Source organism: Commensalibacter intestini A911 (assembly GCF_000231445.1).
In the GTDB taxonomy this organism is placed as follows: Bacteria; Pseudomonadota; Alphaproteobacteria; order Acetobacterales; family Acetobacteraceae; genus Commensalibacter; species Commensalibacter intestini.
This window is the reverse complement of sequence record NZ_AGFR01000005.1, coordinates 32,793-56,538: the sequence shown is the minus strand read 5'-3', so window position 1 is coordinate 56,538 and position 23,746 is coordinate 32,793. Positions and strand designations below refer to the sequence as shown.

General features: G+C 36.0%; 23 protein-coding genes. 10 read left to right on the top strand and 13 right to left on the bottom strand.

Going from position 1 to position 23,746, the window contains the following annotated elements:
* Nucleotides 1-151: 151 nt before the first annotated feature.
* The gene (locus tag CIN_RS05125) at nucleotides 152-1,147 is read left to right on the top strand and encodes a Gfo/Idh/MocA family protein (RefSeq protein WP_008853992.1); all 996 of its coding nucleotides are present in this window, start codon (nucleotides 152-154) and stop codon (nucleotides 1,145-1,147) included.
* A 64-nt stretch (nucleotides 1,148-1,211) separates the two neighbouring features.
* Here the strand turns inward: CIN_RS05125 and CIN_RS11390 are convergent, their stop codons facing one another.
* From CIN_RS11390 to CIN_RS05085, 9 genes are all read right to left on the bottom strand, one after another.
* Nucleotides 1,212-1,838, bottom strand: a complete 627-nt coding sequence (locus tag CIN_RS11390) for a TIR domain-containing protein (RefSeq protein WP_008853991.1) — start codon at nucleotides 1,836-1,838, stop codon at nucleotides 1,212-1,214.
* 234 nt (nucleotides 1,839-2,072) lie between these two features.
* Nucleotides 2,073-3,878 carry an ABC-F family ATP-binding cassette domain-containing protein gene (locus CIN_RS05115; RefSeq protein WP_008853990.1) on the bottom strand — a complete coding sequence of 602 codons (1,806 nt, stop codon included), beginning with the start codon at nucleotides 3,876-3,878 and terminating at the stop codon, nucleotides 2,073-2,075.
* 37 nt (nucleotides 3,879-3,915) lie between these two features.
* Nucleotides 3,916-5,181: a hypothetical protein gene (locus CIN_RS05110; protein WP_008853989.1), complete on the bottom strand. Its 1,266-nt coding sequence runs from the start codon at nucleotides 5,179-5,181 to the stop codon at nucleotides 3,916-3,918.
* A complete protein-coding gene (locus CIN_RS12150) occupies nucleotides 5,178-5,300 on the bottom strand; it encodes a hypothetical protein (RefSeq protein WP_008853988.1) in 123 nt (40 codons plus the stop codon). The genes CIN_RS05110 and CIN_RS12150 overlap by 4 nt, the downstream gene beginning before the upstream one ends.
* 178 nt (nucleotides 5,301-5,478) lie before the next feature.
* Nucleotides 5,479-6,459: a hypothetical protein gene (locus CIN_RS05105; protein WP_040363978.1), complete on the bottom strand. Its 981-nt coding sequence runs from the start codon at nucleotides 6,457-6,459 to the stop codon at nucleotides 5,479-5,481.
* 21 nt (nucleotides 6,460-6,480) lie between these two features.
* Nucleotides 6,481-7,758, bottom strand: coding sequence for a hypothetical protein (locus tag CIN_RS05100; RefSeq protein ID WP_008853986.1), 1,278 nt, complete (start codon nucleotides 7,756-7,758; stop codon nucleotides 6,481-6,483).
* 6 nt (nucleotides 7,759-7,764) lie between these two features.
* Complete coding sequence (locus CIN_RS05095) at nucleotides 7,765-9,084, bottom strand: hypothetical protein (RefSeq protein ID WP_008853985.1); 1,320 nt, start codon at nucleotides 9,082-9,084, stop codon at nucleotides 7,765-7,767.
* Between the two features lie 37 nt (nucleotides 9,085-9,121).
* Entirely contained in the window at nucleotides 9,122-9,853 is a 732-nt protein-coding gene (locus tag CIN_RS05090) for a TVP38/TMEM64 family protein (protein ID WP_139016949.1), read from the bottom strand.
* A 6-nt stretch (nucleotides 9,854-9,859) separates the two neighbouring features.
* The gene (locus CIN_RS05085) at nucleotides 9,860-10,600 is read right to left on the bottom strand and encodes a glycosyltransferase family 2 protein (RefSeq protein WP_008853983.1); all 741 of its coding nucleotides are present in this window, start codon (nucleotides 10,598-10,600) and stop codon (nucleotides 9,860-9,862) included.
* 210 nt (nucleotides 10,601-10,810) lie between these two features.
* On the opposite strand from CIN_RS05085, the gene cydD reads away from it, so the two are divergent.
* The 4 genes from cydD to recQ all read left to right on the top strand — a co-directional run bounded on the left by cydD (nucleotide 10,811) and on the right by recQ (nucleotide 16,526).
* Entirely contained in the window at nucleotides 10,811-12,514 is a 1,704-nt protein-coding gene (gene cydD, locus CIN_RS05080) for a thiol reductant ABC exporter subunit CydD (RefSeq protein ID WP_008853982.1), read from the top strand.
* 1 nt (nucleotide 12,515) lies between these two features.
* On the top strand, nucleotides 12,516-14,198 hold the full coding sequence (gene cydC / locus CIN_RS05075) for a thiol reductant ABC exporter subunit CydC (protein WP_008853981.1): 1,683 nt from the start codon (nucleotides 12,516-12,518) through the stop codon (nucleotides 14,196-14,198).
* An 89-nt stretch (nucleotides 14,199-14,287) separates the two neighbouring features.
* Nucleotides 14,288-14,677, top strand: coding sequence for an OmpA family protein (locus tag CIN_RS05070; protein WP_008853980.1), 390 nt, complete (start codon nucleotides 14,288-14,290; stop codon nucleotides 14,675-14,677).
* Nucleotides 14,678-14,693: 16 nt separating this feature from the next.
* Nucleotides 14,694-16,526, top strand: a complete 1,833-nt coding sequence (recQ, locus tag CIN_RS05065; protein ID WP_008853979.1) for a DNA helicase RecQ — start codon at nucleotides 14,694-14,696, stop codon at nucleotides 16,524-16,526.
* A 10-nt stretch (nucleotides 16,527-16,536) separates the two neighbouring features.
* On the opposite strand, the gene CIN_RS05060 is transcribed toward recQ, so the two are convergent.
* The gene (locus tag CIN_RS05060; RefSeq protein WP_040363977.1) at nucleotides 16,537-16,950 is read right to left on the bottom strand and encodes a MarR family winged helix-turn-helix transcriptional regulator; all 414 of its coding nucleotides are present in this window, start codon (nucleotides 16,948-16,950) and stop codon (nucleotides 16,537-16,539) included.
* A 231-nt stretch (nucleotides 16,951-17,181) separates the two neighbouring features.
* Here CIN_RS05060 and CIN_RS05055 point away from each other — a divergent pair, with 231 nt between their 5' ends.
* The 4 genes from CIN_RS05055 (at nucleotide 17,182) to CIN_RS05040 (ending at nucleotide 20,156) form a co-directional block, all read left to right on the top strand.
* Nucleotides 17,182-18,612 carry a non-oxidative hydroxyarylic acid decarboxylases subunit C gene (locus CIN_RS05055; protein WP_008853977.1) on the top strand — a complete coding sequence of 477 codons (1,431 nt, stop codon included), beginning with the start codon at nucleotides 17,182-17,184 and terminating at the stop codon, nucleotides 18,610-18,612.
* A 13-nt stretch (nucleotides 18,613-18,625) separates the two neighbouring features.
* A complete protein-coding gene (locus CIN_RS05050; protein ID WP_008853976.1) occupies nucleotides 18,626-18,856 on the top strand; it encodes a non-oxidative hydroxyarylic acid decarboxylases subunit D in 231 nt (76 codons plus the stop codon).
* Between the two features lie 113 nt (nucleotides 18,857-18,969).
* Nucleotides 18,970-19,959, top strand: coding sequence for an FRG domain-containing protein (locus tag CIN_RS11385; RefSeq protein ID WP_008853975.1), 990 nt, complete (start codon nucleotides 18,970-18,972; stop codon nucleotides 19,957-19,959).
* Nucleotides 19,932-20,156, top strand: a complete 225-nt coding sequence (locus CIN_RS05040; protein WP_008853974.1) for a hypothetical protein — start codon at nucleotides 19,932-19,934, stop codon at nucleotides 20,154-20,156. Before CIN_RS11385 ends, CIN_RS05040 begins: the two co-directional genes overlap by 28 nt.
* A 104-nt stretch (nucleotides 20,157-20,260) precedes the next feature.
* Here the strand turns inward: CIN_RS05040 and CIN_RS05035 are convergent, their stop codons facing one another.
* On the bottom strand, nucleotides 20,261-21,319 hold the full coding sequence (locus CIN_RS05035; protein WP_008853973.1) for a beta/alpha barrel domain-containing protein: 1,059 nt from the start codon (nucleotides 21,317-21,319) through the stop codon (nucleotides 20,261-20,263).
* A 328-nt stretch (nucleotides 21,320-21,647) separates the two neighbouring features.
* On the opposite strand from CIN_RS05035, the gene CIN_RS05030 reads away from it, so the two are divergent.
* A complete protein-coding gene (locus CIN_RS05030) occupies nucleotides 21,648-22,934 on the top strand; it encodes a tyrosine-type recombinase/integrase (RefSeq protein ID WP_008853972.1) in 1,287 nt (428 codons plus the stop codon).
* On the opposite strand, the gene CIN_RS05025 is transcribed toward CIN_RS05030, so the two are convergent.
* Nucleotides 22,894-23,235, bottom strand: coding sequence for a hypothetical protein (locus tag CIN_RS05025; protein WP_040363976.1), 342 nt, complete (start codon nucleotides 23,233-23,235; stop codon nucleotides 22,894-22,896). The genes CIN_RS05030 and CIN_RS05025 overlap by 41 nt on opposite strands.
* 32 nt (nucleotides 23,236-23,267) lie before the next feature.
* A complete protein-coding gene (locus CIN_RS05020; protein WP_139016948.1) occupies nucleotides 23,268-23,573 on the bottom strand; it encodes a hypothetical protein in 306 nt (101 codons plus the stop codon).
* Nucleotides 23,574-23,746: the final 173 nt, after the last annotated feature.

The following is a 23,746-nucleotide window of genomic DNA, read 5'->3' as shown; positions in this document are numbered from 1 at the left end:
TTGGTTGGTTAAAATACGTTTTTAACATCAATATAATGACTGAATAAAAAGCCTGTTACATATAGCAGGCTTTTTTATTTGTTTTATAATCAAAAATAGTAAATTATAAAGAAACATATTTTTCCAAAACTGAATTTGAGGACGCATTAGAATGCAAGGCAGAATGTTACGAGTAGGGCTTGTCGGAGCAGGGTATTTTGGTCGATTTCATGCATTAAAAGCAGCAGCATCTAAGCGAGAAGAGCTTGTTGGGGTTTATGATCCAGTTATTGAAAATGCTGAACAAGTAGGGAAAGAAGCAGGTGGTGCGCCTTATCTGCCGTTGGATGAGTTATTAGATCAATGTGAAGCGTTGATTATTGCTGCCCCTGCCGAGGAGCATTATAAGCTGGCGGTAAAGGCCATTCAGGCAGGCAAGCATGTTCTTATTGAAAAACCAATAGCTTCGACTTTAGAGCAAGCTGATCATTTAATTCAACTTGCTAAAGAAAAGAATATTGTATTGCAAGTTGGGCATTTGTTACGTTATTCGGCTGAGCAAAAGGCGATTAGCGAGCGTATTCAGCGTCCTCTTTATATTGAAACCACACGTATTGCGCCATTTAAACCGCGTGGTGTTGATGTTTCTGTTGTTTTGGATTTAATGATTCATGATTTAGATTTGGTAATGGCAATCGTAAATTCTCCAATTGATAAAGTCGATGCTTTGGGGGCTGCGGTGACTTCGGAATTTGAAGATATTGCCAATGCACGGGTGACTTTTCAAAATGGGTGTGTTGCAACGATCGCCGCCAGTCGGATTTCTTTAAAAACAGAACGTAAAATGCGAATTTTCTCTGAAGAGGGGTATTTATCTGCTGACTTTATGGAAAAACAATTGGTAATGATTGGCCGAGAAAAAGGCTTGCCTTTGCCTGGTACCAATGGGTTCAGACGTGAAGCCGTTAAATGGAAAGACCATGATAATCTAGAACAAGAACACGCAGCCTTTGCAGCTTCTTGCCTTGATGGTGCGCCTGTGATTGTTGATGCCGTGGCAGGACGGAATGCATTGGAAGCAGCTTTGGCGGTGATTAATAGTGTGAAAGAGTCAAGAGAACGAATGCAAGCATCTGGGTTATTAAGCCCGAAGAAGATGAGTTTTTAGGGTTATATATATTGTAAGGAAAATTATCAAAATATTTTATATGATGAGCCTTACAATATATTAGTTATTTAAGTGAAAAGCCTGCACTGACGAGCTCTTTTCTTAGTTCAATTTTCCATTCTGAATCGTCAATAGAAAATGGAATAAAAACAACTCCATTAATATCACCAGGTTGCTCTACACCATTTTGTAGTAAAGCTGCGACTTTTTTTCTGCCAAGTTTTCCAATAAAATAACCATGCTCAAAGACAACGTTTTGTCTTGCTCTTGGATTTAGTTGTGATTTACTCTCTTTCATACTTCCAATATCACAAGGTGTATAAAGAATAATAGCATAACCAACATCTGAGTTGTTTTCTATTTTTTCAATAATAGTGTTGCCATTATTGCTTTGTTGATGGAGTATAATGGGGGATAGGCCTAGTTCATGTATATAATTAGAAACGGTTAGTTTGGCGAAGTCGTCTCTTCCATGAACAACAAATATTTTTTTATTTGAAGGAGAAGCTTTCTGTATATCTGAGTTGTCTGCTTCGATAACTTCCTCCACTTCTTTACTAAATATATATTTTTTTGAAATATCAATCATGTTCTTTTCCTTTACCATGCTGTGTGGTAAAGGAATATATAAATAGTCAATATTTGTTGCACGTTTAACGAGTTCTCCTGTTGTTAATTCTGATTCAAACAACTTAATTTGATCTATTTGATTATATGCAATTTTTCTACCATCAATAGTAATTGTTGTATGTTTTAGATATGGGTTTATAATATATTGATTAATATCATTAAGGTCTTTTTGATCTAATTCATAGAATGTTTTGCCTTGTTTTAATATTATAAAACGTCATTTTAGATTAGCCTCATTAAAAATCGTTAATACTTATTATTTTAATCATAATAATACGTTATTAGCAATAAAATACTATTCTCGTTTCAATTCTTCCTGCAACATTTCCAATTCTAACCAACGTTCTTCCATCTGATGATGTTCTTGATGGGCTTTGGTCAGTTGTTCTGTGAATTTATGGAAAGATTTTGGATCTTTTTCATAAAGGATAGGGTCAGCTAATTTTTCATTTAATAGTGCAATTTGAGCATCGAGCTTTTCTATTTTCTCAGGTAAGTTATCCAACTCATATTGATCTTTATAAGACAGTTTTTGCGTCTTGCTTTTAGCAGGTTTGGCAGAGTTATCACTTTTAGAAGCAGCTTTTTTAACAATTTCAGCCTCTTTTTGGCTTTGTTTGCGCAGTGCCACCATATCTGAATAGCCACCCGCATATTCAATCCATTCCCCATTGCCATTAGCAATCAAGGTAGAAGTCGCCACACGATCCAAGAAATCTCGATCATGGCTGACGACTAAGACCGTGCCAGGATAGGAGGCGAGGAGCTCTTGTAATAAATCCAATGTTTCCAAGTCTAAATCATTGGTTGGTTCATCAAGGATCAGAACATTTGAAGGTTTTGCCAAGGCACAAGCCAAGAGTAACCGAGCTTTTTCCCCACCAGATAGCGCATGAACAGGAGTTTTGGCTTGTTCTGGATTGAACATAAATTCTTTCATATAGCCAACAACGTGGCGTTTTTCTTCGCCAATTTGCACATAATCGCCACTACCGCTGGTCATTGTATCAGCAAGTGTTTTATCGGGATCTAATAATCGACGTTGCTGATCTAACGTATTAACTTCCAAATTAGCGCCAATTTTAATTTCGCCACTATCAGGCGTTTCTAGTCCTGTTAACAGGCGTAAAAGGGTCGTTTTTCCTGCACCATTAGGGCCAACAATACCTAAACGATCTCCACGTAAAACGCGCAAATCAAGATTTTTGACAATGACTTGATCGCCATAAGCTTTGTTAATTTCCTCTGCGACAACCACTAACTTTCCAGAAATATCTGCTTGGCTGGCTTGTAGTGAGGTCATAGATGGATTTTTAATAATTTCTTGACGTTTTTTACGTAAATCTGCCAGCTCTGACATACGACGCACGTTGCGTTTACGCCGAGCAGTAACGCCATAACGAACCCAGTGCTCTTCTCTGACGATTTGACGATTTAATTTATGTTGCTCAACGGCTTCTTGTTCAAAAAATTCTTCTTTCCATTGTTCGAATTGAGAGAATTTTTGTTCTAATTGTCGAGTTTGTCCACGATCTAACCAAATAATTCCATTGGCAATATTCTCCAAGAAACGACGATCATGGCTGATGATAATCATAGCAGAAGATAGGGATTTTAACTCAGCTTCTAACCACTCAATCGCGGGAAGGTCTAAATGGTTTGTTGGTTCATCTAATAATAATAAATCAGGTTTTGGTGCTAATGCTTTGGCTAGAGCACAACGACGAGCTTCCCCACCAGATAGATGTTTAGGATCTTCGGTGCCATCTAGTCCAAGTGCATCTAATAAAATACGAGCACGGTAATGATCTTCATGATCGGGTAAAACAGAACACACATAATCTAGCGTGTTGGTATATCCAGTAAGGTCAGGTTCTTGCGATAAATATTGCACCGAAGTTCCCGGCTGTAAAAAGATACTACCATCATCAGCATGCTGTTGGCCTGTAGTAATTTTTAATAACGTTGATTTCCCAGATCCATTACGTCCAACCAAACAAACACGTTCCCCAGCGGCAAGGCTGAAACTTGCATTGTCAATTAATGGTTTACCACCAAGGGTAAAAGAGACATCTTGTAGCAAAAGAATAGGTGTGGACATAAAGGAACCTCAGTATAATAGGAGCGTAGATACTACGTTAATTATTGTTAGGTGGCAATGTCATTTTCCAGCCATCTCCCCCCCATAATTGAAAGACATAATCGGGTTTCCCTTGCCACAAGTGTACTTGAGTTCTCCAAGGTGTAAGATGTTCGTTTGTGTATGTCATGCTAAAAAAGTTGAAAAAACCAACAAAGATTAACCAAATGATTAAAACGTTACAGACTACTTTTCCTTTATTGGATAAAGTATAAGAAAAATAAAGTAACATTAAACATAGTAAAGACTGACTAATAAAAATATAACGTTGATTTACATGGCCGATGTAAAACCATGTTAAATCTCCTAGTGCGCCAAATATAGATGTTGCTAATAGTATTAAAGCAGATAATAAGAAAAAAATACTTAATCTGCTTGGAGGATATTTATAAAAACAAAACAGAATATATCCCAAAGTTATTATACAAAGGATACAAGATAACATTAAAAAATGATGAGCATTTTGATTTTGTAACTGGTGGAGGTAAAGATCAGTTAAATGATTATAACCAAAAAAAGGAATTATAATATCTCTAGAAAACAAGATACCTAAAAAATCTTGAATATGGAAATGATAAGAACGAGTTGATATTTTTTCATAAAAAAAGCTATATTGAATAATACATCCAATAAATAAAGTAAAAAATTGTTCTGTTCGAAGCCACTTTCTATCAATAAGCATTTTTAAGCCGTAAAGTGGAAGGAGTAAGAAAGCCATTAATCCAGATATAGCAGAAACGATTAAAATGATCAGCTTTATCCATCGTAAATAAGTTTTATCCGTATTTAATATCATAATGATACAAACACTTAGTGATAAATAAAATTGGATATGTAAGCTTTGTAATGATGTTTCTAATGAATCTGGTACAAGAAGGAGAAGTAATGTAGCAAAAACACGAGCCCTAGTTGAATTTAACCATTCATCTTTAGTGGTAAGTAATAAAAACAAAGGAAGCAGTTGGAATAGTAACCCAATAATTGTAGTGACATATGGAACATACAGTAAAGGAACACTCCATCGAGCAACCAAGGTAGCGCCATTTGTCGCAAAATTCAAATAACCTGCATATGAATAAAAAAGTGCCTTTAACGGTGGCATTACCCATGCGTTATGAAGAAAAACCACACCTTCTTCTGTCCATAATCTGCTATAAATAAACACATCAGGTTCACGGATACAAATAAAAAAAGCAGAAAAAAACAGAAGAAATAATGTTTGATAATTATGATTTTTAATTATGTTTGATAATTTGGATATCATTTCTTTTCCATAGAAGGTGTATGATTAACAGGAAGGGTTACTTTCCAACCATTAGGCCATATTTGGAAAATATAATTAGGATTTTGTTTCCACAAATAAACTTGGTTGTTCCATGACATATAATTTATGGGGGCTATATTCATAAATGTTGTATGTGCAAAATTAAAAGAACCAACAAAGATTAACCAATATATGAAAATAGCGCTGATTCTTCTAATTGTGTTTATACTCTTAAAATGAATATAGAGTAAGGTTAGACAAAGCAATGCTTGTTCAATAAATAAGTAGCGTTGGTTATTAAAAGGAATTAAGAATTCCTCCCTTGGTCCAATAGAACCTATGATTGAAAGAAAAAACAGACCTAAAGAACAGATAAAGAAAAAAGCAGCTTTTTTTGTTTTTGGTTGACGATAAAAAAATAATTATTATTGTCAAAAGAAAAATTATAACAAACAGAGATGGGATATAGGCTGCTGAGATTTGATGGATATGATCATGTAAAAAATTTGCATATTTTATTGTCTCAGTATTGGTTCCTAAAAATGGAAACAGTAGATTTCTAACAAAAAATATTTCAAAAAAATCAGAAATAAAAAAATTATGAAAACGATTGGAAACAGTTTCATAAAAAATAAAATATTGAATGGAACAACTGATTAAAACAATACATAGTTGTGCTAGTCTATATTGTTTTTTTTCTAAAAAATACTGAATAAAAAATAAAGGAATTAAGCAGATATTCATTACCCCTGATAGGCCAGCCAAAGCTAAGATAAATAATCTAAAATAGCGTTGATAAGAAGATACAGGTTGTAAGACAAGAAGAATAACGCTTGCTAATGTTAATTGAAATTGTATGTGTAAGCTTTGTAAAGATGTTTCGATAGATTCTGGAACTAAAAGTAATAATACTGTTGTAAGAATGCGTGCTTTTGTTGAATTTAACCATTCATCTTTTGCGGTTAATAGCAAAAATAATGGCAGTAATTGGAAAAGTAATCCCGTTATAGATGTAAAGTAAGGTGAATATTGTAAAGGAATATAACGTGCAGCAATAAGTGTTGTTGCATTTGTTGCTAGATTTAAATATCCCCCAAAGGAATACAAAAGCATTTGTAATTGAGGTGTTATCCAAGCATGATAAAAGAAATTATCACCTTCTTCAGCCCAAAAGCGTCCATATAAAATAACATCAGATGAACGCCAACAAATGATGCATGCAAAAAAAACAAGTAAGCAACAGATTTGAACAGAGCGTCTTTGTAAAACAAAGCTCATTTTTAATACTTTCGAATGCATTTATTGAATGTGTTGATGATTATAAGGTAATTGAATTGACCATCCATATGGCCAAGTTTTGATGATTATATCAGGATGATGTTTCCATAATTTAATTTGTTGCCTCCAAGGGGGAACACCATAAGAAATAGATGTAAAATGGTAGTAATTATACGTGCTAGCAATTAATAGCCAAATACTTAAAAATATACATATATATTGGCCTGTTTTAGGTAGGTTATAAATAAAATATACTAATAATATGCATAGTAATGATTGGCTGATAAAGGCATAGCGTTGACAAAAATAAGGTTCAAAAAACCAATAAGTCGGTCCAATAATTCCAAAAGTGGAAAGCGCTAAATTTAACAAAGCATATGCTAAAAGATAGCTAGCTAGTCTTGTCTTAGGATATTTATAGAAACAAAATATAATAATAAATAAGAAAAAAATACTAATACAGCATGCTAAAATTGGAATTTGTTGGTTTTTAACTAATGATTGTAAATAGAATAAATATGGATTGGATAAAGAGTTGTTACCGAAAAATGGAATGTATAATTCTTTTGCAAAAAATATACTTAAGAAATCTGTAAGAGAAGTATGGTATTGGCGTAAATTAAATGATTGATAAAAAAAAGCAAATTGGATGATATTGCCAATAAACAAAGTAAAAAACTGTTCTATTCTAAGGCGATCTTTATCGATATAGCAGCGCAGTGCGTATAAAGGAAGTAAAAGAATACTCATCACACCAGATAAAGGGGTAAGTAGTAAAATAATTAATTTAAACCATCTTTGATGAGTGGAGGTATTGTCCAATATTAAAATAATGGCAGCTGCGAGGGTAAGTTGAAATTGAATGTGTAAGCTTTGTAAAGCGATTTCTAATGATTCAGGTACAAAAAGTAATAGTAATGTGATGAGTGCGCGATTATAAAAAGAAACAAGCCATTTATCTTTTGCTGTTAGTATTAAAAACGTTGGTAATAGTTGAAATAATACACCTATTATGATGGTAACATATGGGGCATATTTTAAGGGGGCACACCATTTTGCGATTAAGGTTGCTGCATTAACTGGTAAGTTTAAGTAACCTCCATAAGAGTAAAATAATGCTTGTAAAGGTGGCATAACCCAAGCATGATAAAAGAAACCACCTTCTTCAGCCCAAAAACGACTATCTATTATGACTTCAGGAGAGCGTGTTAAATGGATAATTGCCACGAGTAAAAGGAGAGCAATTGTTTGATAGCGCCGGCTATGTAAATGTTGTTTGATTAATGCGATTATTGACACGATTTATTATTTTTCTGAGGTATGCGTTGAGTCATAAAGTTTTTTGGGAATAATAATGTACCAATTATTGCACCATATTTTTGGATGATATGAGTGATTTTCTCGCCATTTTTGCACCTCTTGTCTCCATACATGTCCGCCGCCATCTTTTGCTTCTGGAAATAAGTGGAAAAAATTATATGATCCGATAAAAAGTAACCATAAGATAATAATATTACTGATTATTTTTCCTGCTTTTGGTAAGGTTACAGAAAAATATAGTAGCATTATAGCTAATAGTGCCTGGCTTAAAAAAGTATATCTTTCTGTAAAATCAGGCGCAATCAGTTGAATTGTTCCTCCAATAACGCCATAAATCGCAATGCATAATGTCAGTAAAGCAGAGAGGAATAAAAGAAAAGCTTTACGAGTTTTAGGGTATATAACAAAAAGGCTGCTAATAAAGAATAAGAATAAAGTGGAAATAGTGCTGGCTGTGATAGAGACCTGATGAGCTTCTAATTTATGAAATACATTGCTCATAATTAAGGTGGATTGAAAGCTGTGATGTCCTAAAAAAGGAAAAGTTAAATCTCTGATAAAAATGACACTACAAAGGTCTGTAAATGAAAAATGACCTTGGCGAGGGATACTATTTACATCAATATTGTATTTAATATTATACAAATAAAAAGAAATTTGTACAAAACTTCCCAGTAAAAGACAAAGAAACTGTTCTAATCTAGATTTGTTTTTATCTTGTGTTAATCGAATAAAGAAAATAGGGAGTAAAACAATAGGTAATAATCCACATAAAGGAGCAAAAATGAGTAATGCTAATTTCAGTTTTTTTTGATGATGAATATCTGTTTTTAAAAAAGCGATGAAAGCGCAGGCTAAGGTCAAATGGAATTGAATATGTAAGCTTTGCAATGAAATTTCAGAAGATTCAGGGATAAATAATAGTAAAAGCGTTGCAAGTAATCGAACACGAAAAGGGGCTAACCATTGATCTTTGGCGGTAAGTAGTAAATAAATGGGTAGAAGTTGAAAAAATAAGCCAATAAATGTTGTAACATAGGGCGCATATTCCAGAGGAACATGTAAGTATCGTGCAATAAGGGTGGCGCCACTAGCACCTAAATTAATATATCCGCCATAAACAACAAATAAAGCATGTAAAAAAGATAAATTATATGCCTTGGCATAGAATATATGCCCTTCTTCAGCCCAAAAACGACCTTGTATTAAGATATCAGGTGCGCGTAGGAATAAAAAAAGAATATATAAAAACAGCAAAATACCTGTTTGATAACTGCGTTTTTCCAATATATTACCAGATATCATAGGAAGTAACTTTCACTATGTATAAAAGAGAAAGAATTTAGTTTTGGTTTTGTTTAGGTGAATCAGGAAGTTTTATGATTTTATTGACAATTTTCCCTAAATGCCAAACCAAGATTCCTGTACCAACAAAAGCAACAGCTAATAAAAGATGTTTAATAGAGGCAATATGTTGTGTTTGTAAAGAGCTAACCTCTGTGCTGGCGATATGTCCCATCACAACATATCCTAATAAAGCAGGTAAAGAAGCAAGAGTGCCAAGCAAATAGGAGCGGACTGAAATTGATGTCAGTCCTAATGCATAGCTTGTTAAAGCAAAAGGCATAATCGGTGAAATACGCAATAAACAGACTAGTTTCCATCCATCTAGATGCAGTAAATGATCTAATTTTTGCATTCTTGCAGAACGTTTTAAAATTTTCTCAATATGAGATCTAAAGATGGAGCGGCTGAGATAAAAAGAGATAAAAGCGCCAATTAATGTTGCAATAGCGGATAGGAAAAATCCTTTCCAAACCCCATAAAGCATTCCCGAACCAAATGCAGCACTAGAGGCGGGTAATACACCGCAGAGTGCGATAATTACTTGTATAATCTCACTAATAATCAGTCCCTTTAGAGAAGAGGTTTGTTTTGTTTGTTGATAAAATTCAAATAAACGATTGAGTGTATCTGTATGATGACTAAGTAATACGCCCCCTCCAATCATTGTGATAATGATTAAAAAGAAAATGAGTAAGCCAACCGTTTTTTTTGAACTTCTCTGGGACATTCGTATTTATTTTTTAAATAGCTTATTTGAAATTAACCCTAGTTTATCCAAACGATATTCGACAGAAGTTTTTAAAACCCCCAAACCGTAAATAGTACTACGTCTCAAGTTAATAGAGGAGGCTTCTTCGAAGTATTTTGTCGGGCAAGAAATCTCACCAATACGGAAGTTTTGATAAATGGCTTGTGCCATCATTTGGTTATCAAAGATAAAATCATCAGAACAAGTTTCAAGAGGTAAAGCCTCTAGAACTTCTTTTGTCCATCCTCTATACCCTGTATGATATTCTGATAACTTACAGTTCAGTAGAATATTTTGAATAAAAGTTAACCCTCTATTCGCAATATATTTATAAAGAGGCATCCCTCCAGCCAAAGCGCCTTTTCCTAGAATACGAGAGGCAATAACGCCATCATAATGACCAGAGGTTAGCATACTGACCATCGCACGTAATAATTTAGGGCTATATTGATAGTCTGGATGTAACATAATCACAATATCAGCACCTCTATCTAGGGCAGCTTTGTAACATGTTTTTTGATTGGCACCGTAACCTTTATTGTTAGTATGAATAATAGTGTGAATATTTAATTTTTTAGCAATTTGGACGGTTTCATCTTTACTGGCATCATCCGTTAAAATAATGTCATCGACGATATCATGAGGAATTTCGTTAAAAGTTTGTTGTAATGTGAGAGCAGCATTATATGCAGGTAACACAACAGTGATTTTTTTGTCGTTCATCATGATGATTTGATTTCTTATAGGTTATTATTAGTCATCCTTTACCATAAGAGCCTTACTCTTTAAAAGGGTCAAAGTGTAAGAATAAATAAATCTGTTTTATTTGAGTAACAGGTAAAAAATAAATTTTACATATGATCGTATTCGATTATAGATAGATAAATATTTTGAATAACAAGGACTTGGTCTTTTTATTAGACAAAGCGGATTTAAATGCAGAATAACAAAGCACAGATTAAACTTTGGACAAAACAACAAACAAAAATTGGGAAAAGAGCAGTTTTTCCTTTGATTACCTTAGGGATTTTATCAAGTTTCGTTGCGGTGGGATTGGCGTGTTGTATGGCGCAAATTCTTGGGATGCTATTGGTTCCTTCTTTATCTGCGTCGATTAGTTTTAGTCCATTAATGCTATTGGTAAGTTTTGTTATTCTATTTCTTTTAAAAGGGCTGATTATCTATAGTGAAGATTTGATTGCTGCAAAAGTAGGTCTTCAAGCACGTCATCGTCTGCGTAAAGAACTTGTAGGACATATTATGCAGATTGGGCCTTCGATTTTATATCGCCAATCTGGGGGAGGATTAGCAAGCTTAATTGTAGATCAGGTTGAATCTTTAGATGGTTATTTCTCTCGATGGTTACCGGCTTCTGTTTTATGGTTTCTAGCACCCTGTATTATTTTGGTTTGTATTTTTTTCGTGCAGCCTTGGGCGGCTTTGGTGATTGGTGTTTGTGGATTGATGGTACCAATTGCTCAGGCAATTTTCGGGATTGGGGCTGCGGTTGCTGCTAGACAGCAATTCTTGGCTATGACACGTTTGCAAGCTCGTTTTTTGGATCGCATTCAAGGAATAGCAACGATTGTTTTAGCTGGCAGAGCAGAAGATGAGGCCAAAAAGATTTCTCAGTCAGCAAATGAGTTGAGACTGAGAACAATGAAAGTGCTACGAGTAGCTTTTTTATCTTCAGCCTCAATTGATTGCGCAATGATTATTTCTATTCTATTGGTAGCATTAATGGATGTGCAACATTTTACATCTGCGGGCGAGCATGGAGTAACGATCCCTGTGGTTCATGCATTGTTTGCTTTGTTAATTATTCCAGATTTTTTTGCGCCGTTACGTAGTCTTGCTTTGGCCTATCAAGATAAAGCAAAGTTAACAGGTGCAGCAGCTTCAGTCGTTGAGTTGCCAGAAGCTCCTCAATTACTAGAAAATGAGGTTCTATTAACTAGTAGTGATCCTGTGCATATTGCTTTTGATGAAGTTTCTTACGTTTGGGATGAACAAAGAGGGAATGCTGTTGATCAGATTAGTTTTGAGGTACAGCCTAATAGCACTACTTTATTAATTGGTGCGTCTGGCGCTGGAAAGTCAACGATTATTAGTCTATTACTTGGATTTATTAAACCAACCTCAGGCAAGATTTTATTTAATGGTATCGATATTTCAACCATTAAACATCATTCTTTATCTGCCTTGACGGCATGGATTGGGCAAAAACCAGTAATTTTTTCAGGCACAATTAAAGAAAATATTTTATTTGCGAAGCCTGATGCAACCGAAGCAGAGTTACAACAAGCTGTTCAAGCAGCCGCAATTGATCAATATATTTCTGCTTTACCAAACGGGTTGGATACTCTGATTGGAGAAGGAGGATACGGTCTTTCAGGCGGACAAGCACAAAGAGTAGCAATTGCTAGAGCTTACCTTAAAAATGCACCGTTGTTATTTCTTGATGAACCTACAGCACATTTAGATCCTGCAACTGAACAAGATATTTTTACCAGCTTGATTGAATTATCAAAAAATAGAACGGTGATCCTGGCAACTCATTCTGCTTTGGGACAACAATTAAAAGGCAATCATATTCAGCTGGATCATGGTCGTATTATTGCTCAAACAGAGGTGAAATAAGATGTCAGATTATAAAGATCCTTTGTTACAACAAGAAACACCAAAAGCTGCATTCCAACAAATCTTTAAGATTTGGAAACCTCATGTTGCGTCTTTAATTATAGGTGTTCTTTTCTCACTCATTGCGTTGGCTTTTGGGTTAACATTGATGAGCTCTGCTGGTGGTAAAATTGCTTTTGCTGCAATGGGAATGATGGTTATCAGCTCTGTATTTCTAAAAATACTGGGGGCTGGGCGTCTTTTAATGCGGTATGTAGAACGTTTATATACGCATAACGTGATGTTTAAGGCGATTGCGGATCTTAGAGTATGGTTTTTTGCACGTTTATCTAAAGGTGCTGCTGCTGGCTTAGGGTTCCGTCATAGTGGAGATGTTTTATCTCGTTTAGTCTCAGATATTGAAACGTTAGATGGATTATACCTACGGTTGCTATTGCCTTTTGCTGGGTCTATATTAACTTTCTTTGTGCTTATTTGTGTGATTGGCTCTATTCATTTGCCTTTAGCCATCTGCATAGCGGTTCTCTATATAATTGCAGGGTTTATTTGTCCGCTTATTTCTGCGTTTATTACAAAAAGACATGGACAAACTTTATTAAACTCAGTTGCACAATTACGAATTACAGTTCTCGATTTCATCCATGGTTTAAGAGAAATTCGTGCTTTTGGTGCAGAAATTCGAGTAGAGAAATTATTAAACGATAGAGAAAAAAACCTTTTTCAAAAGCAATATCAACAAGCGAAGAAAATTGCTTTGATGAGTTTCTTGTCTTTTGTATTTAGTCAAATTGCCGTTCTATTAATTTTAGCAGCAGCTTTAAATATAGGGTTTCATGGCATTGGTGCCGCACATATTGTTGTTTGTTTATTTTTAACGATTACCGCTTTTGAAGTGGTCATCCCGTTAACCAGAGCAGGTGGTTTGGCTGGGCAGATTATTAATGCCGCCACTCGTGTTGTTGGTGTGAATAAAGGGCATGGATATGATGTTCCCAAAGGAAGCGAGGAAGCCTCAGAACAAACTGATATTCAGTTAAACAGTTTGGGTTTTCAATGGAATAAAGATCGACCTTGGGTATATCGCAATTTAAATCTAAATATTGCTCAAGGCGAAAGAGTTGCCATTATTGGCCCATCAGGTGTTGGTAAATCCACATTAGCAGCATTGTTACTTAAAGTGATTACTCCGAAAGAAGGAAGTATTACGTTAGGTGGTAAAGACTTAGCGGTGTTAACCGAAGAATCTGTCCGTAAAAAAATTGCCTGGTTATCACAAAATACTCATTTATTTGATGACACGATTCGACAGAACCTCTTGTTAAGTTATCCTCAAGCAACCGAAGAAGAATTATGGCAAGCCTTATCCGAGGCTGCTGTTGCTGATGTTGTGAAGGCAATGCCAGATGGATTAGATACTTGGTTGGGTGAGGGCGGAATAAAAGTCTCTGGTGGGCAAGGACGTCGTATTGCTTTGGCCAGAACGTTGTTGTCTAAAGCACCGATTCTGCTTTTGGATGAACCAACGACAGGATTAGACGCAGATACTGAAATGGAATTCTTCAAGATTTTAAATCAAATATCCTCTGATCGAACCATTATTTTAATTGCGCATCGTTTAACTGGCGCTGAAAAACTCGATAAAGTATGGCGTTTATCTAACAGTTGCTTGATTTCTGAAAAATAAACTAAAATTTATGTTTTTTTATGTTAAAATAAAGGTATGTTACGAGGTAAGTTATTATAACCTTGTACTATGAAGTTAAGGAAAATTAGATGCGTCGTTTTTTACCAATTATATTTGGTTCTTTGTTATTGGCTGCTTGTTCACAAACAACAAGTTTAACACCTAATAATAATAGAACTTACGTAATTTTCTTCCCATTTGCATCCAGCGAATTGGATGATGCTGCCATGACTACAATTAATCAAGCTGTTAAATATGCAAAAAGTTTCCCAGAAAAACAAGTTTATGTAGAAGGGTATGCAGCTGTATATGGCGATATGTCTTTGGATGAGATGATGGCATCTCAACGTACACAAGCGGTTGCACAGCAGATTGTTACAGATGGCGTTGATAAAGTTCGTGTGCATGATTCTGCACAGCCACCTGCAAATCAAGCAGATCAAGTTGCTGCACGTCGTGTTGAAATTGAAGTCAAATAATAATAGTTTTTGATGAATGAAATATCCATCTTTATTGATTGATGCTGACCAAGAGAAGATGGATATGACACCAAAAGCAGTGTTAAAACATGTTTTTGGTTATGAAGATTTCAGAGGCTTACAACAGCAAGCAATTGATTTTGTGATGCAAGGCCAAGATGTTTTGCTGTTAATGCCGACTGGTGGTGGCAAGAGTATTTGTTATCAAATTCCATCCTTATGCAGACCTGGCATGGGATTGGTTATTTCCCCTTTGATTGCTTTAATGGATGATCAAGTTGCTGCGTTAAGGCAAGTAGGGATCAATGCGGGTGCATTACATTCAGAGTTAGAACCTCAAGAAGCGGCTTCTATTCGTCAAGATATGATGAATGGATCATTGGATTTACTTTATATATCACCAGAAAGGTTACTTTCTGATGATATGTTGCGTTTTTTAAAGAGAATACCGTTATCATTAATTGCGATTGATGAGGCACATTGTGTGTCTGTCTGGGGGCATGAGTTCCGTCCAGAATATCGATTAATGACCAACTTGTCTTCGATGTTTCCAAATGTTCCTAGGATTGCATTAACGGCAACAGCAGACCCAACCACAAGACAAGATATTGTTGCATCTTTGGGTATGCCTAATGCTCATGTTTTACAGGCGAGTTTTCATAGAACTAATTTATTTATTAGAGCTTTACCCAAAGATGGTGAAACCAAACAGCTCTTAATGATTTTGCAAAAACATAAAGATGCTGCGTGTATTATTTATTGTGGTAGCAGAAATAAAGCAGAACGTGTAGCCGCGATGTTAACAGGGCGTGGCTTTACGGGGTTGGCTTATCATGCCGGATTATCGGCATTAGAAAAAAGAGCAGTTTTATTACGTTTTCGTTCTGGTGAGCCTTTAATTATTGTGGCGACAGTGGCGTTTGGAATGGGGATTGACCGTCCTGATGTCCGGTTAGTGGTGCATTTGGACATGCCCAAAGGTCCAGAGCATTACTATCAACAAATTGGTAGAGCAGGACGAGACGGAGATCCTGCAGAAACAGTTTTGCTTTATGGCGGAGAAGACATTGTCAAAGCCCGTTATTGGTTAGAACAATCCAATAGCGATGAAGAGCAAAAGAAAATTGCGCGTTCTCGATTAAACACGATGATTGCGTTTGCAGAAACAGCTGATTGCCGCACACAAATTCTATTACGTTGTTTTGGCGAAGAACTTCACGAGCCCTGTGGGCATTGTGATAATTGTAAGCAACCTGTTTCTTTAATGAATGGCACTGTAGCTGCTCAAAAAGTATTATCCGCGGTTTATAGAACAGGTCAGCGTTTTGGGGCATTGCATATTATTAATGTCTTAAAAGGTAAGAAGAGCGATAATATAGAGAATTATCAGCATGATCAGTTACCGTTATTTGGTATCGGTAAAGATAAGCCTAATCAATTTTGGCGTGCGGTTATTCGACAATTAATGGCAAAAGATGCGTTGAGACAAGGGGTGGAGCATTCCAACTTATTCTTAAACCAAGAAAAAGCACTGCCTTTGTTAAAAGGAAACGAACAACTTTATTTAAGAGAAGATATCGCGCAATCCATAACAGACAAATCCCCATCTTATTCTCAACGAATAGAACTTTCTGAAGCACAACAGAATATTTTTGATCAGCTTAAACTATGGCGATTGTCAGAGGCAAGGGAGCAAGAGGTTCCTCCTTATATTATTTTTCACGATGCTGTTTTACGAGAGATCGCGATTACTTGTCCTCAGAGCCTAGAAGAATTGAGAATGATCAAAGGGATTGGAGATAGTAAAATCGAACGTTACGGAAAAATTTTACTCGAATACACGGCTTAATTATTCAAGTTCATTTATGTAGCATTGTATTTAAGAGCTGTTGTAATTGCTGTTGCTCATCTTCTGATAAACGAGAGAGAAAAGAGTGATCAACATTCTCCGCAATGGGTTGAGCTTCTTTAAGAATATTTTGTCCTTTTTCGGTTAGGGATATAAATAGCCGACGCTTATCCTCATGACTTTGTGTGCGAATTAATAACTGTTTATTTTCCATTCTTTTTAAAAGTTCGGCAAGGGTAGCTTTAGTGCTAGCCGTTGCCTCGATAAGGTCTTTTTGCTCAATTCCTGGTTGAGATGCAACGACCATTAGAACGCTATATTGCTGTTTTGTCAGATATGGCAAGCGATTTCGCCATAAAGCGGTATGCTTTTGGATGAGTTCTCTCATTAAATGGAATTGTTTTTCGTTAAGATTATCGGCCATTCACGTCTCTGTAATAAGGATGTGTTTTTCTTGATTATTATCGAAATAAATAATAACATTCAATTAAGTTCGTATACGAACAATATAATAATGAATGAGGGTTGTTACAAGGAGTGGTTTTAAAGAACCTTATGGATTGTAGCAATATTACTCATTAACTCTGAAGTCGCAGTCTTAGAAAGAGCTGTATAGTTTATATACATTCAGAGTTTTTATTTAGGAGAATAAAGCATGGCTTATGATGATTTGCGTAGTTTTCTGAAAGCATTAGAAGATTATGGACAGTTGCTTCATATTGAAGAAGAAGTCAATGCTGAACCTGATATTGCTGCTGCGGCGAATGCAACCGGACGGATCGGAGATGGCGCGCCAGCAATTTCTTTTACCAATATTAAAGGGTTTAAAGAGGCACATGTCGTCATGAATACGATTGGTTCGTGGAAAAATCATGCGATTTCTTTAAGTCTGCCTCCTAATACAACAATAAGACAACAAATTGATGAATTTATTCGTCGTTGGGATCAATACCCAGTCAAACCAGAACGACGGGATAACCCAGCATGGGCAGAGAATGTTGTAGATGGTGAGGCAATTAATTTATTTGATATTTTACCGTTGTTTCGTTTGAATGATGGGGATGGTGGTTTTTATTTAGACAAAGCATGTGTGGTTTCGCGTGATCCAGAAGATCCAGAACATTTTGGCAAACAAAATGTTGGGATTTATCGAATGGAAGTGAAAGGAAAGCGTAAATTAGGCTTACAACCGATCCCGATGCATGATATCGCCATTCACCTTCACAAAGCCGAGGAACGAGGCGATGATTTACCGATTGCGATTACCTTAGGCAATGATCCAGTCATTACGTTAATGGGGGCAACGCCGCTGCGATATGATCAATCAGAATATGAGATGGCGGGCGCATTACGCGAAAGTCCTTATCCAATTGCAACGGCTCCCTTAACGGGGTTTGATGTGCCGTGGGGATCAGAGGTTATTTTAGAAGGGGTTATTGAAGGGCGTAAACGTGAAATAGAAGGGCCTTTTGGTGAATTTACAGGGCATTATTCTGGTGGACGGAATATGACTGTTGTTAGGATTGATAAAGTTTCTTATCGAAATAACCCGATCTTTGAATCTTTGTATTTAGGCATGCCTTGGACTGAGATTGACTATTTAATGGGGCCAGCAACCTGTGTTCCGTTGTATCAACAATTAAAAGCTGAGTTTCCAGAAGTTCAAGCTGTGAATGCGATGTATACGCATGGATTACTTGCGATTATTTCTACGAAAAAACGCTATGGTGGCTTTGCCCGTGCGGTAGGATTGCGTGCGATGACGACACCTCATGGGTTGGGGTATGTTAAGATGGTGATTATGGTGGATGAAGATGTTGATCCATTTGATTTACTTCAAGTCATGTGGGCGTTGTCTTCCAAAGTCAATCCTGCGGGGGATTTGGTTCAATTACCGAATATGTCTGTTCTAGAGCTTGATCCTGGTTCTAGCCCTGCAGGGATTACGGATAAGCTGGTGATTGATGCAACGACGCCTGTGGCACCAGATACCAGAGGACATTACAGCCAACCTGTGAAAGACCTGCCAGAAACGGCGGAATGGGTTAAGAAATTGAATAATTTACTTGCTAATCGTAAGAAATAAGGAAGGAACAATCATGATTTGTCCTCGTTGCGCACATGAGCATATAGAAGTAATGGCACATTCCCCAGTCAAAGGCGTTTGGACGGTTTATCAATGTCAACGCTGTCTTTATACATGGAGAGATACAGAACCAGCCCGTCGGACGCAGAGGGAGTATTATCCAGAAGCGTTTAAGATGACACAGCAAGATATTGATAATGCCCCTGAATTACCGACTATTCCGCCTTTATTAGCAAAAAAGTAAGTGGTAAAAAAAATAGCTTGTCCATGGAAAAGAAATCTTAACATTTTCCTGATATCTTATAAGATATTTTGATATGGTAACAGGCATGTTTACCCTGGAAAAGGAATGGATCAATGTCAGAGACTAAAGTCGAAAATGTAAAAGATTTTTTAGATAAACTGACAGAGATCCAAAGGAATAAACATGTTAATACAGAGCTGTTTTTTCGTGGACATGCCGATAAAGTTTATGTGGCTGAACCGACCATTTTTAGAAAAAATGGAAATGGAGAGCGAAACCTTCTCAAAAACGAAAAGAATCTTTTTAACGATATCATCACTCAATGCCCAGAAGATTTCAAAGATTGCCAATATACGTTCGAATATCTCGTTAAAATGCAGCATTATGGCTTACCTACACGGTTATTAGATATTACCAGTAATGCGTTGGTTGCGTTGTATTTTGCTTGTTGTTCTTTGAATAGCGAAAATAATTATAAAGATGGTCAAGTTTTAGTTTATGCAGTACTGAAAGATGCTATCAAAAGTTATAATAGTGATACGGTTTCGGTTTTATCTAATCTTGCAAAGTTAAATTATGATTTTGAGATGCTTGATATTGAAAAAATAGAAAATTTGAAAGAGTTAATGCGTTTACAGAATAAATTAATAGGACGAATAATTAATATTTTTAAAGAAGATTCATTAAGTAAATTATCTGAGTTTGTGTGTATATCTCAAAGTTTACAATTGGCTTGTATTAAAAAGAAATATCAAACATCTAAACAGTATAAAGAATTAGAAATAATAAAAATAATCGAGCGAATGATTTTATTATTAAAGTTTGTTTCAAAAGAGAAAGAAGATATATATTCTCGAATTTTGGAAGACTTTCAAAGTACAGTATTAAGTGAATATAACCAATTGTTGAACTTTAATACTCAAAAAGAGCGTTTCCTTCATTTTATTAAGCAAGAAAAAAGCTATTTTATTGACAGGCTTAATAGTGAATTTGATCTAGAAAAAATTGTTTGTGTGCGAGCTAAATTAAACAATCAACGCATCATTCGACAGAGTGGTTTATTTTTTTGTTTGGAATGGGTGAAACAAAAAATAATCCTATAACTCTATCTGAGTATGTAAATGATATTTGGGAGAAATGGTATCCTTCAATTATAGAAATCACAAACCCCACCATCATTATTTCAGCAGAGAAGAAAGACGATATATTAAAAGAGTTGCGAACTCTTGGGATTTCCAAAGAAACGTTAATGCCAGAAATTGATACGGTGGCTGGTACGCTCAAAGCTCGTTATAATTAAAATAGAAACATCATATAAAAATGACCTCATATCCATATGTTTTTTATAATATGGAGACAAGGTCAAACGATCTTCTTATTTACTCAATCAACTAATTAGATTGATTATTTCAAACTGCTTTTAATCTCAAAAGCTAAATTAGGGTTCCACATCGCACCTGTTGCGCTCATTACAGCATCTGCACCCGCATGGATATATTCTTGATAATGTTCCACTGAACAAACGCCACCCACACCAATAATCGCAAAATGATGCGTAAGCTGTTCACGTAATCTGACTAACCGTTTGACCATATCCAACCCAGCCCAACGAATAGCATCCCCACAAACACCGCCTGTCGGTCTGTCTTCACCCAAAGCAGGCTTTCCATGTTGATCCACAGGTTTGGCAGATAAAGTATTAATCGTGCTGAACCCATCAACAACACCATTTAATGCTTTGATTAACGGCATTACTTCTTCATCAGTCGCAAAATAAGCAAGCTTTAAAAATAATGGTCTATCAGGAACTGCGTTTTTAATTTCTTTTGCCACACGTTCCACACGATCAAAATCAAAACAAAGCAGTTTATGAGCCCCTTCATTCGGGCAACTCAAATTCGCTTCTAAAATAGGAGCCTTCGTTTCTGCAACTAAACGCGCAGCTTTTGCATAATCTTGCTCAATCGTTGCAGAATTCCCTGGCGTTCCTTGGAAGCTTCCAATCACATATTGTCCTTTTTTCGCAGCACTTACCGCATCAGCTAAATCCTCTTGCCAGATTTCAGGATCAAAAGAGGGAACACCGAAAGAGTTCGTAATGGAAATTGGAGACTCATAATTTAAATCTGCCAATACCGTATCTAATTGATGTGAGAGTTTTCCTTCGGGATGGATTGATAAAACATTTGGTAAAGGATGGCTTTTGTGTGCTTTGGTACGGACTGTTTTATAAACACATAAATCAAACCCATAAGCCAAGGCTGCTTTGACATAGTTTGCATTTAACAAAGGCCCAGCTGGAATACCAAAAGGTAAATTAACAGGCAAGTTTAAAAAATTTGTTGGTTTATCGGTCTCGATAAGCGTTTTCGGTGCATGAGCAAAATCACCAAAAGGCCCTTGTTGATAATTATCCTCATAGCTTAATGATGGATCATAAAAAGGCGTTACTGTATTTTTCATTTATTTACCTGTCATTAAGGGGCGGTCTCTTATTGGCAAAGAGAACATATCTTTTTTAATATGATTAATCAAAGGGGTAATGTTAGTAATTTGATATTTTTTTATCATAAAATCAATGTGTTATGTGATTTTTTTGGCGGAGAGAATGTCAATCATATAAACAATTTAATTGATTGATATTAAATGGAAATGCATTTATGTATACATGTATGTGCCCTGTTTTATGCCCGTTTTTTGCAATATTTTTGTAGTTAAAAATATATGTTACTATACTTATGTTTTTGTATCTTAGGTTCTTATTATAATCTGTTATTTAGGAGTTATCAATATGTCAAATAATTCGCAGGATGTATCATCTCCTAAAGTCATTAAACGGGATCGTTTAAATGATAGTAAAATTCGCGCAGCCAAGAAAAAGGATAAACGCTACCGTTTAACGGATGAAAAAGGATTATTTCTTAGTGTTGAACCATCAGGTTCTAAAATTTGGCGAGTTCGCTATCAAGTTAAAGGGCAACCAGAAACTCAAATAACAATAGGTTATTATCCAGATATGTCTTTGGCGGATGCGCGCGTGGCTTTATTGGATATAAAAAAAGTTGTCCGTGAAGGTCGACATCCTCAGGTTGATAAATTATTAAAGGCGGAGCTTACGGCTTCACAATATCAAAGCACATTCGAAATTATAGCACGTCAGTGGCATGAGATTAAAAAGAAGTTTTGGACTGAGCGTCATGCCTATGATGTTATTCATAGTTTGGAAAGGGATGTGTTTCCATTATTGGGTAATATTCCAATCAGTGACTTGGAAGGTAAGCCTGATGTCATTTTGAACATCTTACATAAAATTGAAAATAGAGGCGCTGTAGAGACTGCTCATCGTATTCGTCAAAGAATAGGTGAAGTATTTGTATATGCGATAGGTAAGGGGATATGTAAAAGTAATCCAGCCCAGATAATTGCATCTAATTTATCACCTGTGCAGCGGGGCAGGCAGCCGGCAATTATTGATTTGGATGAAGCTATTGAGATGCTGCAACAAATTGATAATACCCCATCATTCCCTGTAACAAAGCTTGCGTTACGATTTTTGCTGTTAACGGTTGTTCGTCCTGGTGAGTTGCGTTTTGCGCGTTGGGTGGAGTTTGAAGATTTGGATGGGGAAGATCCTATATGGAGGATACCTGCAGGCCGAATGAAGATGAAAAGAGAGCATGTCGTACCATTATGCTCAATGGCGGTGGCTATATTACAGCTTGTTGCTCAATGGAGTGCAGGGTTAGAGTTTGTTTTCCCCAATGGTCGCCACTTTAGAAAGGCGATGAGCGAGAATGCACTTGGATATTTAATTAATCGTGCAGGTTATTATCAGCGTCATGTACCTCATGGGTTTCGATCGATGTTTTCAACAATTATGAATGAACATTTTCCGCAAGATCGCTTTGTAATTGATTTGGTTTTGGCTCATGCTCCCAAAGATCAAGTGGAGGGAGCATATAATCGAACAACACATTTTAATAGGCGTAAAGAGTTAATGGCTGAATGGGAAAAAATCATAACTAAAGATTTGAAGCCTATTGGTGAGCTTGCAAAGGTTGCGAAGCGTTTGTCATAGGAATGCTTTTGGTATTGGAGTTGGGGGGAGTTTTTTTATTAAAAAGCTCTATCCATTCTTCAACTTCACTAAGCTTACATCCTTTATTATGATAGGATAGTTCATAAAGTGTTGGGAAGGTAGGATCGTCTTTTGCTAATCTAGATATTTGTCTTTCGCTGTAATTAGACATAAAAGCAATAAGATCAAAACCAATGATAGGGTTTGGTATAATCTTATATTTTTTTATTAGATTTTCAAATTCCTCTTTAAATTCGATAATTCTACTTTTGCTTTGATCGTTATTTCTTTTCTTTGCCATTGTTCAGCTCTTTAATATTTTAAATTTATTCATTATGCGTATTGCTGCTCAAATAAACCGTGAAGCCACCGTTTGACTTGGCTTATGGGTTTTTGTTGTGGTTTTGTCGTTAATCTTGGTGGAGGGTTGTTCTTGATCCATTCTTGCATGGATTTGGCTTCTATATTGGATTGTGTCCAATAATACTCTGAAGTTTCTGGATAGTTCGTATGACTTTGAGCCTGAAGGCGCATATTGATAATGCGTTTTCTTTGTTCCAATAGGGCTTTGCGTTGTTCTGATGGGTATTGATCAAAGGCGGTGGTTTGATATATGTTGTTCTTGTAATTTTTAGGCATGTTGGTGTCCTTTGAATTATAGTGAAAGGAAACAGGATGGCGGTCTTGTTTCCTTTTTTTTGCTATAAAAGAGCGGTGGTACAAATATAAACCACCTTTTTGATGATGTTGTTTCAGGAGTGCGCGGCAAACGCTAGATTGAATAGTCAACATCAAAAGCCCCATGACCATTG

Bases quoted from the DNA above. Each gene is read 5' to 3' on its own strand.
- CIN_RS05125 (WP_008853992.1), top strand. From the start codon at position 152: ATGCAAGGCAGAATGTTACGAGTAGGGCTTGTCGGAGCAGGGTATTTT.
- CIN_RS05115 (WP_008853990.1), bottom strand. From the start codon at position 3,878: ATGTCCACACCTATTCTTTTGCTACAAGATGTCTCTTTTACCCTTGGT.
- CIN_RS05110 (WP_008853989.1), bottom strand. From the start codon at position 5,181: ATGATATCCAAATTATCAAACATAATTAAAAATCATAATTATCAAACA.
- CIN_RS12150 (WP_008853988.1), bottom strand. From the start codon at position 5,300: ATGTCATGGAACAACCAAGTTTATTTGTGGAAACAAAATCCTAATTAT.
- CIN_RS05105 (WP_040363978.1), bottom strand. From the start codon at position 6,459: ATGAGCTTTGTTTTACAAAGACGCTCTGTTCAAATCTGTTGCTTACTT.
- CIN_RS05095 (WP_008853985.1), bottom strand. From the start codon at position 9,084: ATGATATCTGGTAATATATTGGAAAAACGCAGTTATCAAACAGGTATT.
- CIN_RS05090 (WP_139016949.1), bottom strand. From the start codon at position 9,853: ATGTCCCAGAGAAGTTCAAAAAAAACGGTTGGCTTACTCATTTTCTTT.
- CIN_RS05085 (WP_008853983.1), bottom strand. From the start codon at position 10,600: ATGATGAACGACAAAAAAATCACTGTTGTGTTACCTGCATATAATGCT.
- cydD (WP_008853982.1), top strand. From the start codon at position 10,811: ATGCAGAATAACAAAGCACAGATTAAACTTTGGACAAAACAACAAACA.
- cydC (WP_008853981.1), top strand. From the start codon at position 12,516: ATGTCAGATTATAAAGATCCTTTGTTACAACAAGAAACACCAAAAGCT.
- CIN_RS05070 (WP_008853980.1), top strand. From the start codon at position 14,288: ATGCGTCGTTTTTTACCAATTATATTTGGTTCTTTGTTATTGGCTGCT.
- recQ (WP_008853979.1), top strand. From the start codon at position 14,694: ATGAAATATCCATCTTTATTGATTGATGCTGACCAAGAGAAGATGGAT.
- CIN_RS05060 (WP_040363977.1), bottom strand. From the start codon at position 16,950: ATGGCCGATAATCTTAACGAAAAACAATTCCATTTAATGAGAGAACTC.
- CIN_RS05055 (WP_008853977.1), top strand. From the start codon at position 17,182: ATGGCTTATGATGATTTGCGTAGTTTTCTGAAAGCATTAGAAGATTAT.
- CIN_RS05050 (WP_008853976.1), top strand. From the start codon at position 18,626: ATGATTTGTCCTCGTTGCGCACATGAGCATATAGAAGTAATGGCACAT.
- CIN_RS11385 (WP_008853975.1), top strand. From the start codon at position 18,970: ATGTCAGAGACTAAAGTCGAAAATGTAAAAGATTTTTTAGATAAACTG.
- CIN_RS05040 (WP_008853974.1), top strand. From the start codon at position 19,932: ATGGGTGAAACAAAAAATAATCCTATAACTCTATCTGAGTATGTAAAT.
- CIN_RS05035 (WP_008853973.1), bottom strand. From the start codon at position 21,319: ATGAAAAATACAGTAACGCCTTTTTATGATCCATCATTAAGCTATGAG.
- CIN_RS05030 (WP_008853972.1), top strand. From the start codon at position 21,648: ATGTCAAATAATTCGCAGGATGTATCATCTCCTAAAGTCATTAAACGG.
- CIN_RS05025 (WP_040363976.1), bottom strand. From the start codon at position 23,235: ATGGCAAAGAAAAGAAATAACGATCAAAGCAAAAGTAGAATTATCGAA.
- CIN_RS05020 (WP_139016948.1), bottom strand. From the start codon at position 23,573: ATGCCTAAAAATTACAAGAACAACATATATCAAACCACCGCCTTTGAT.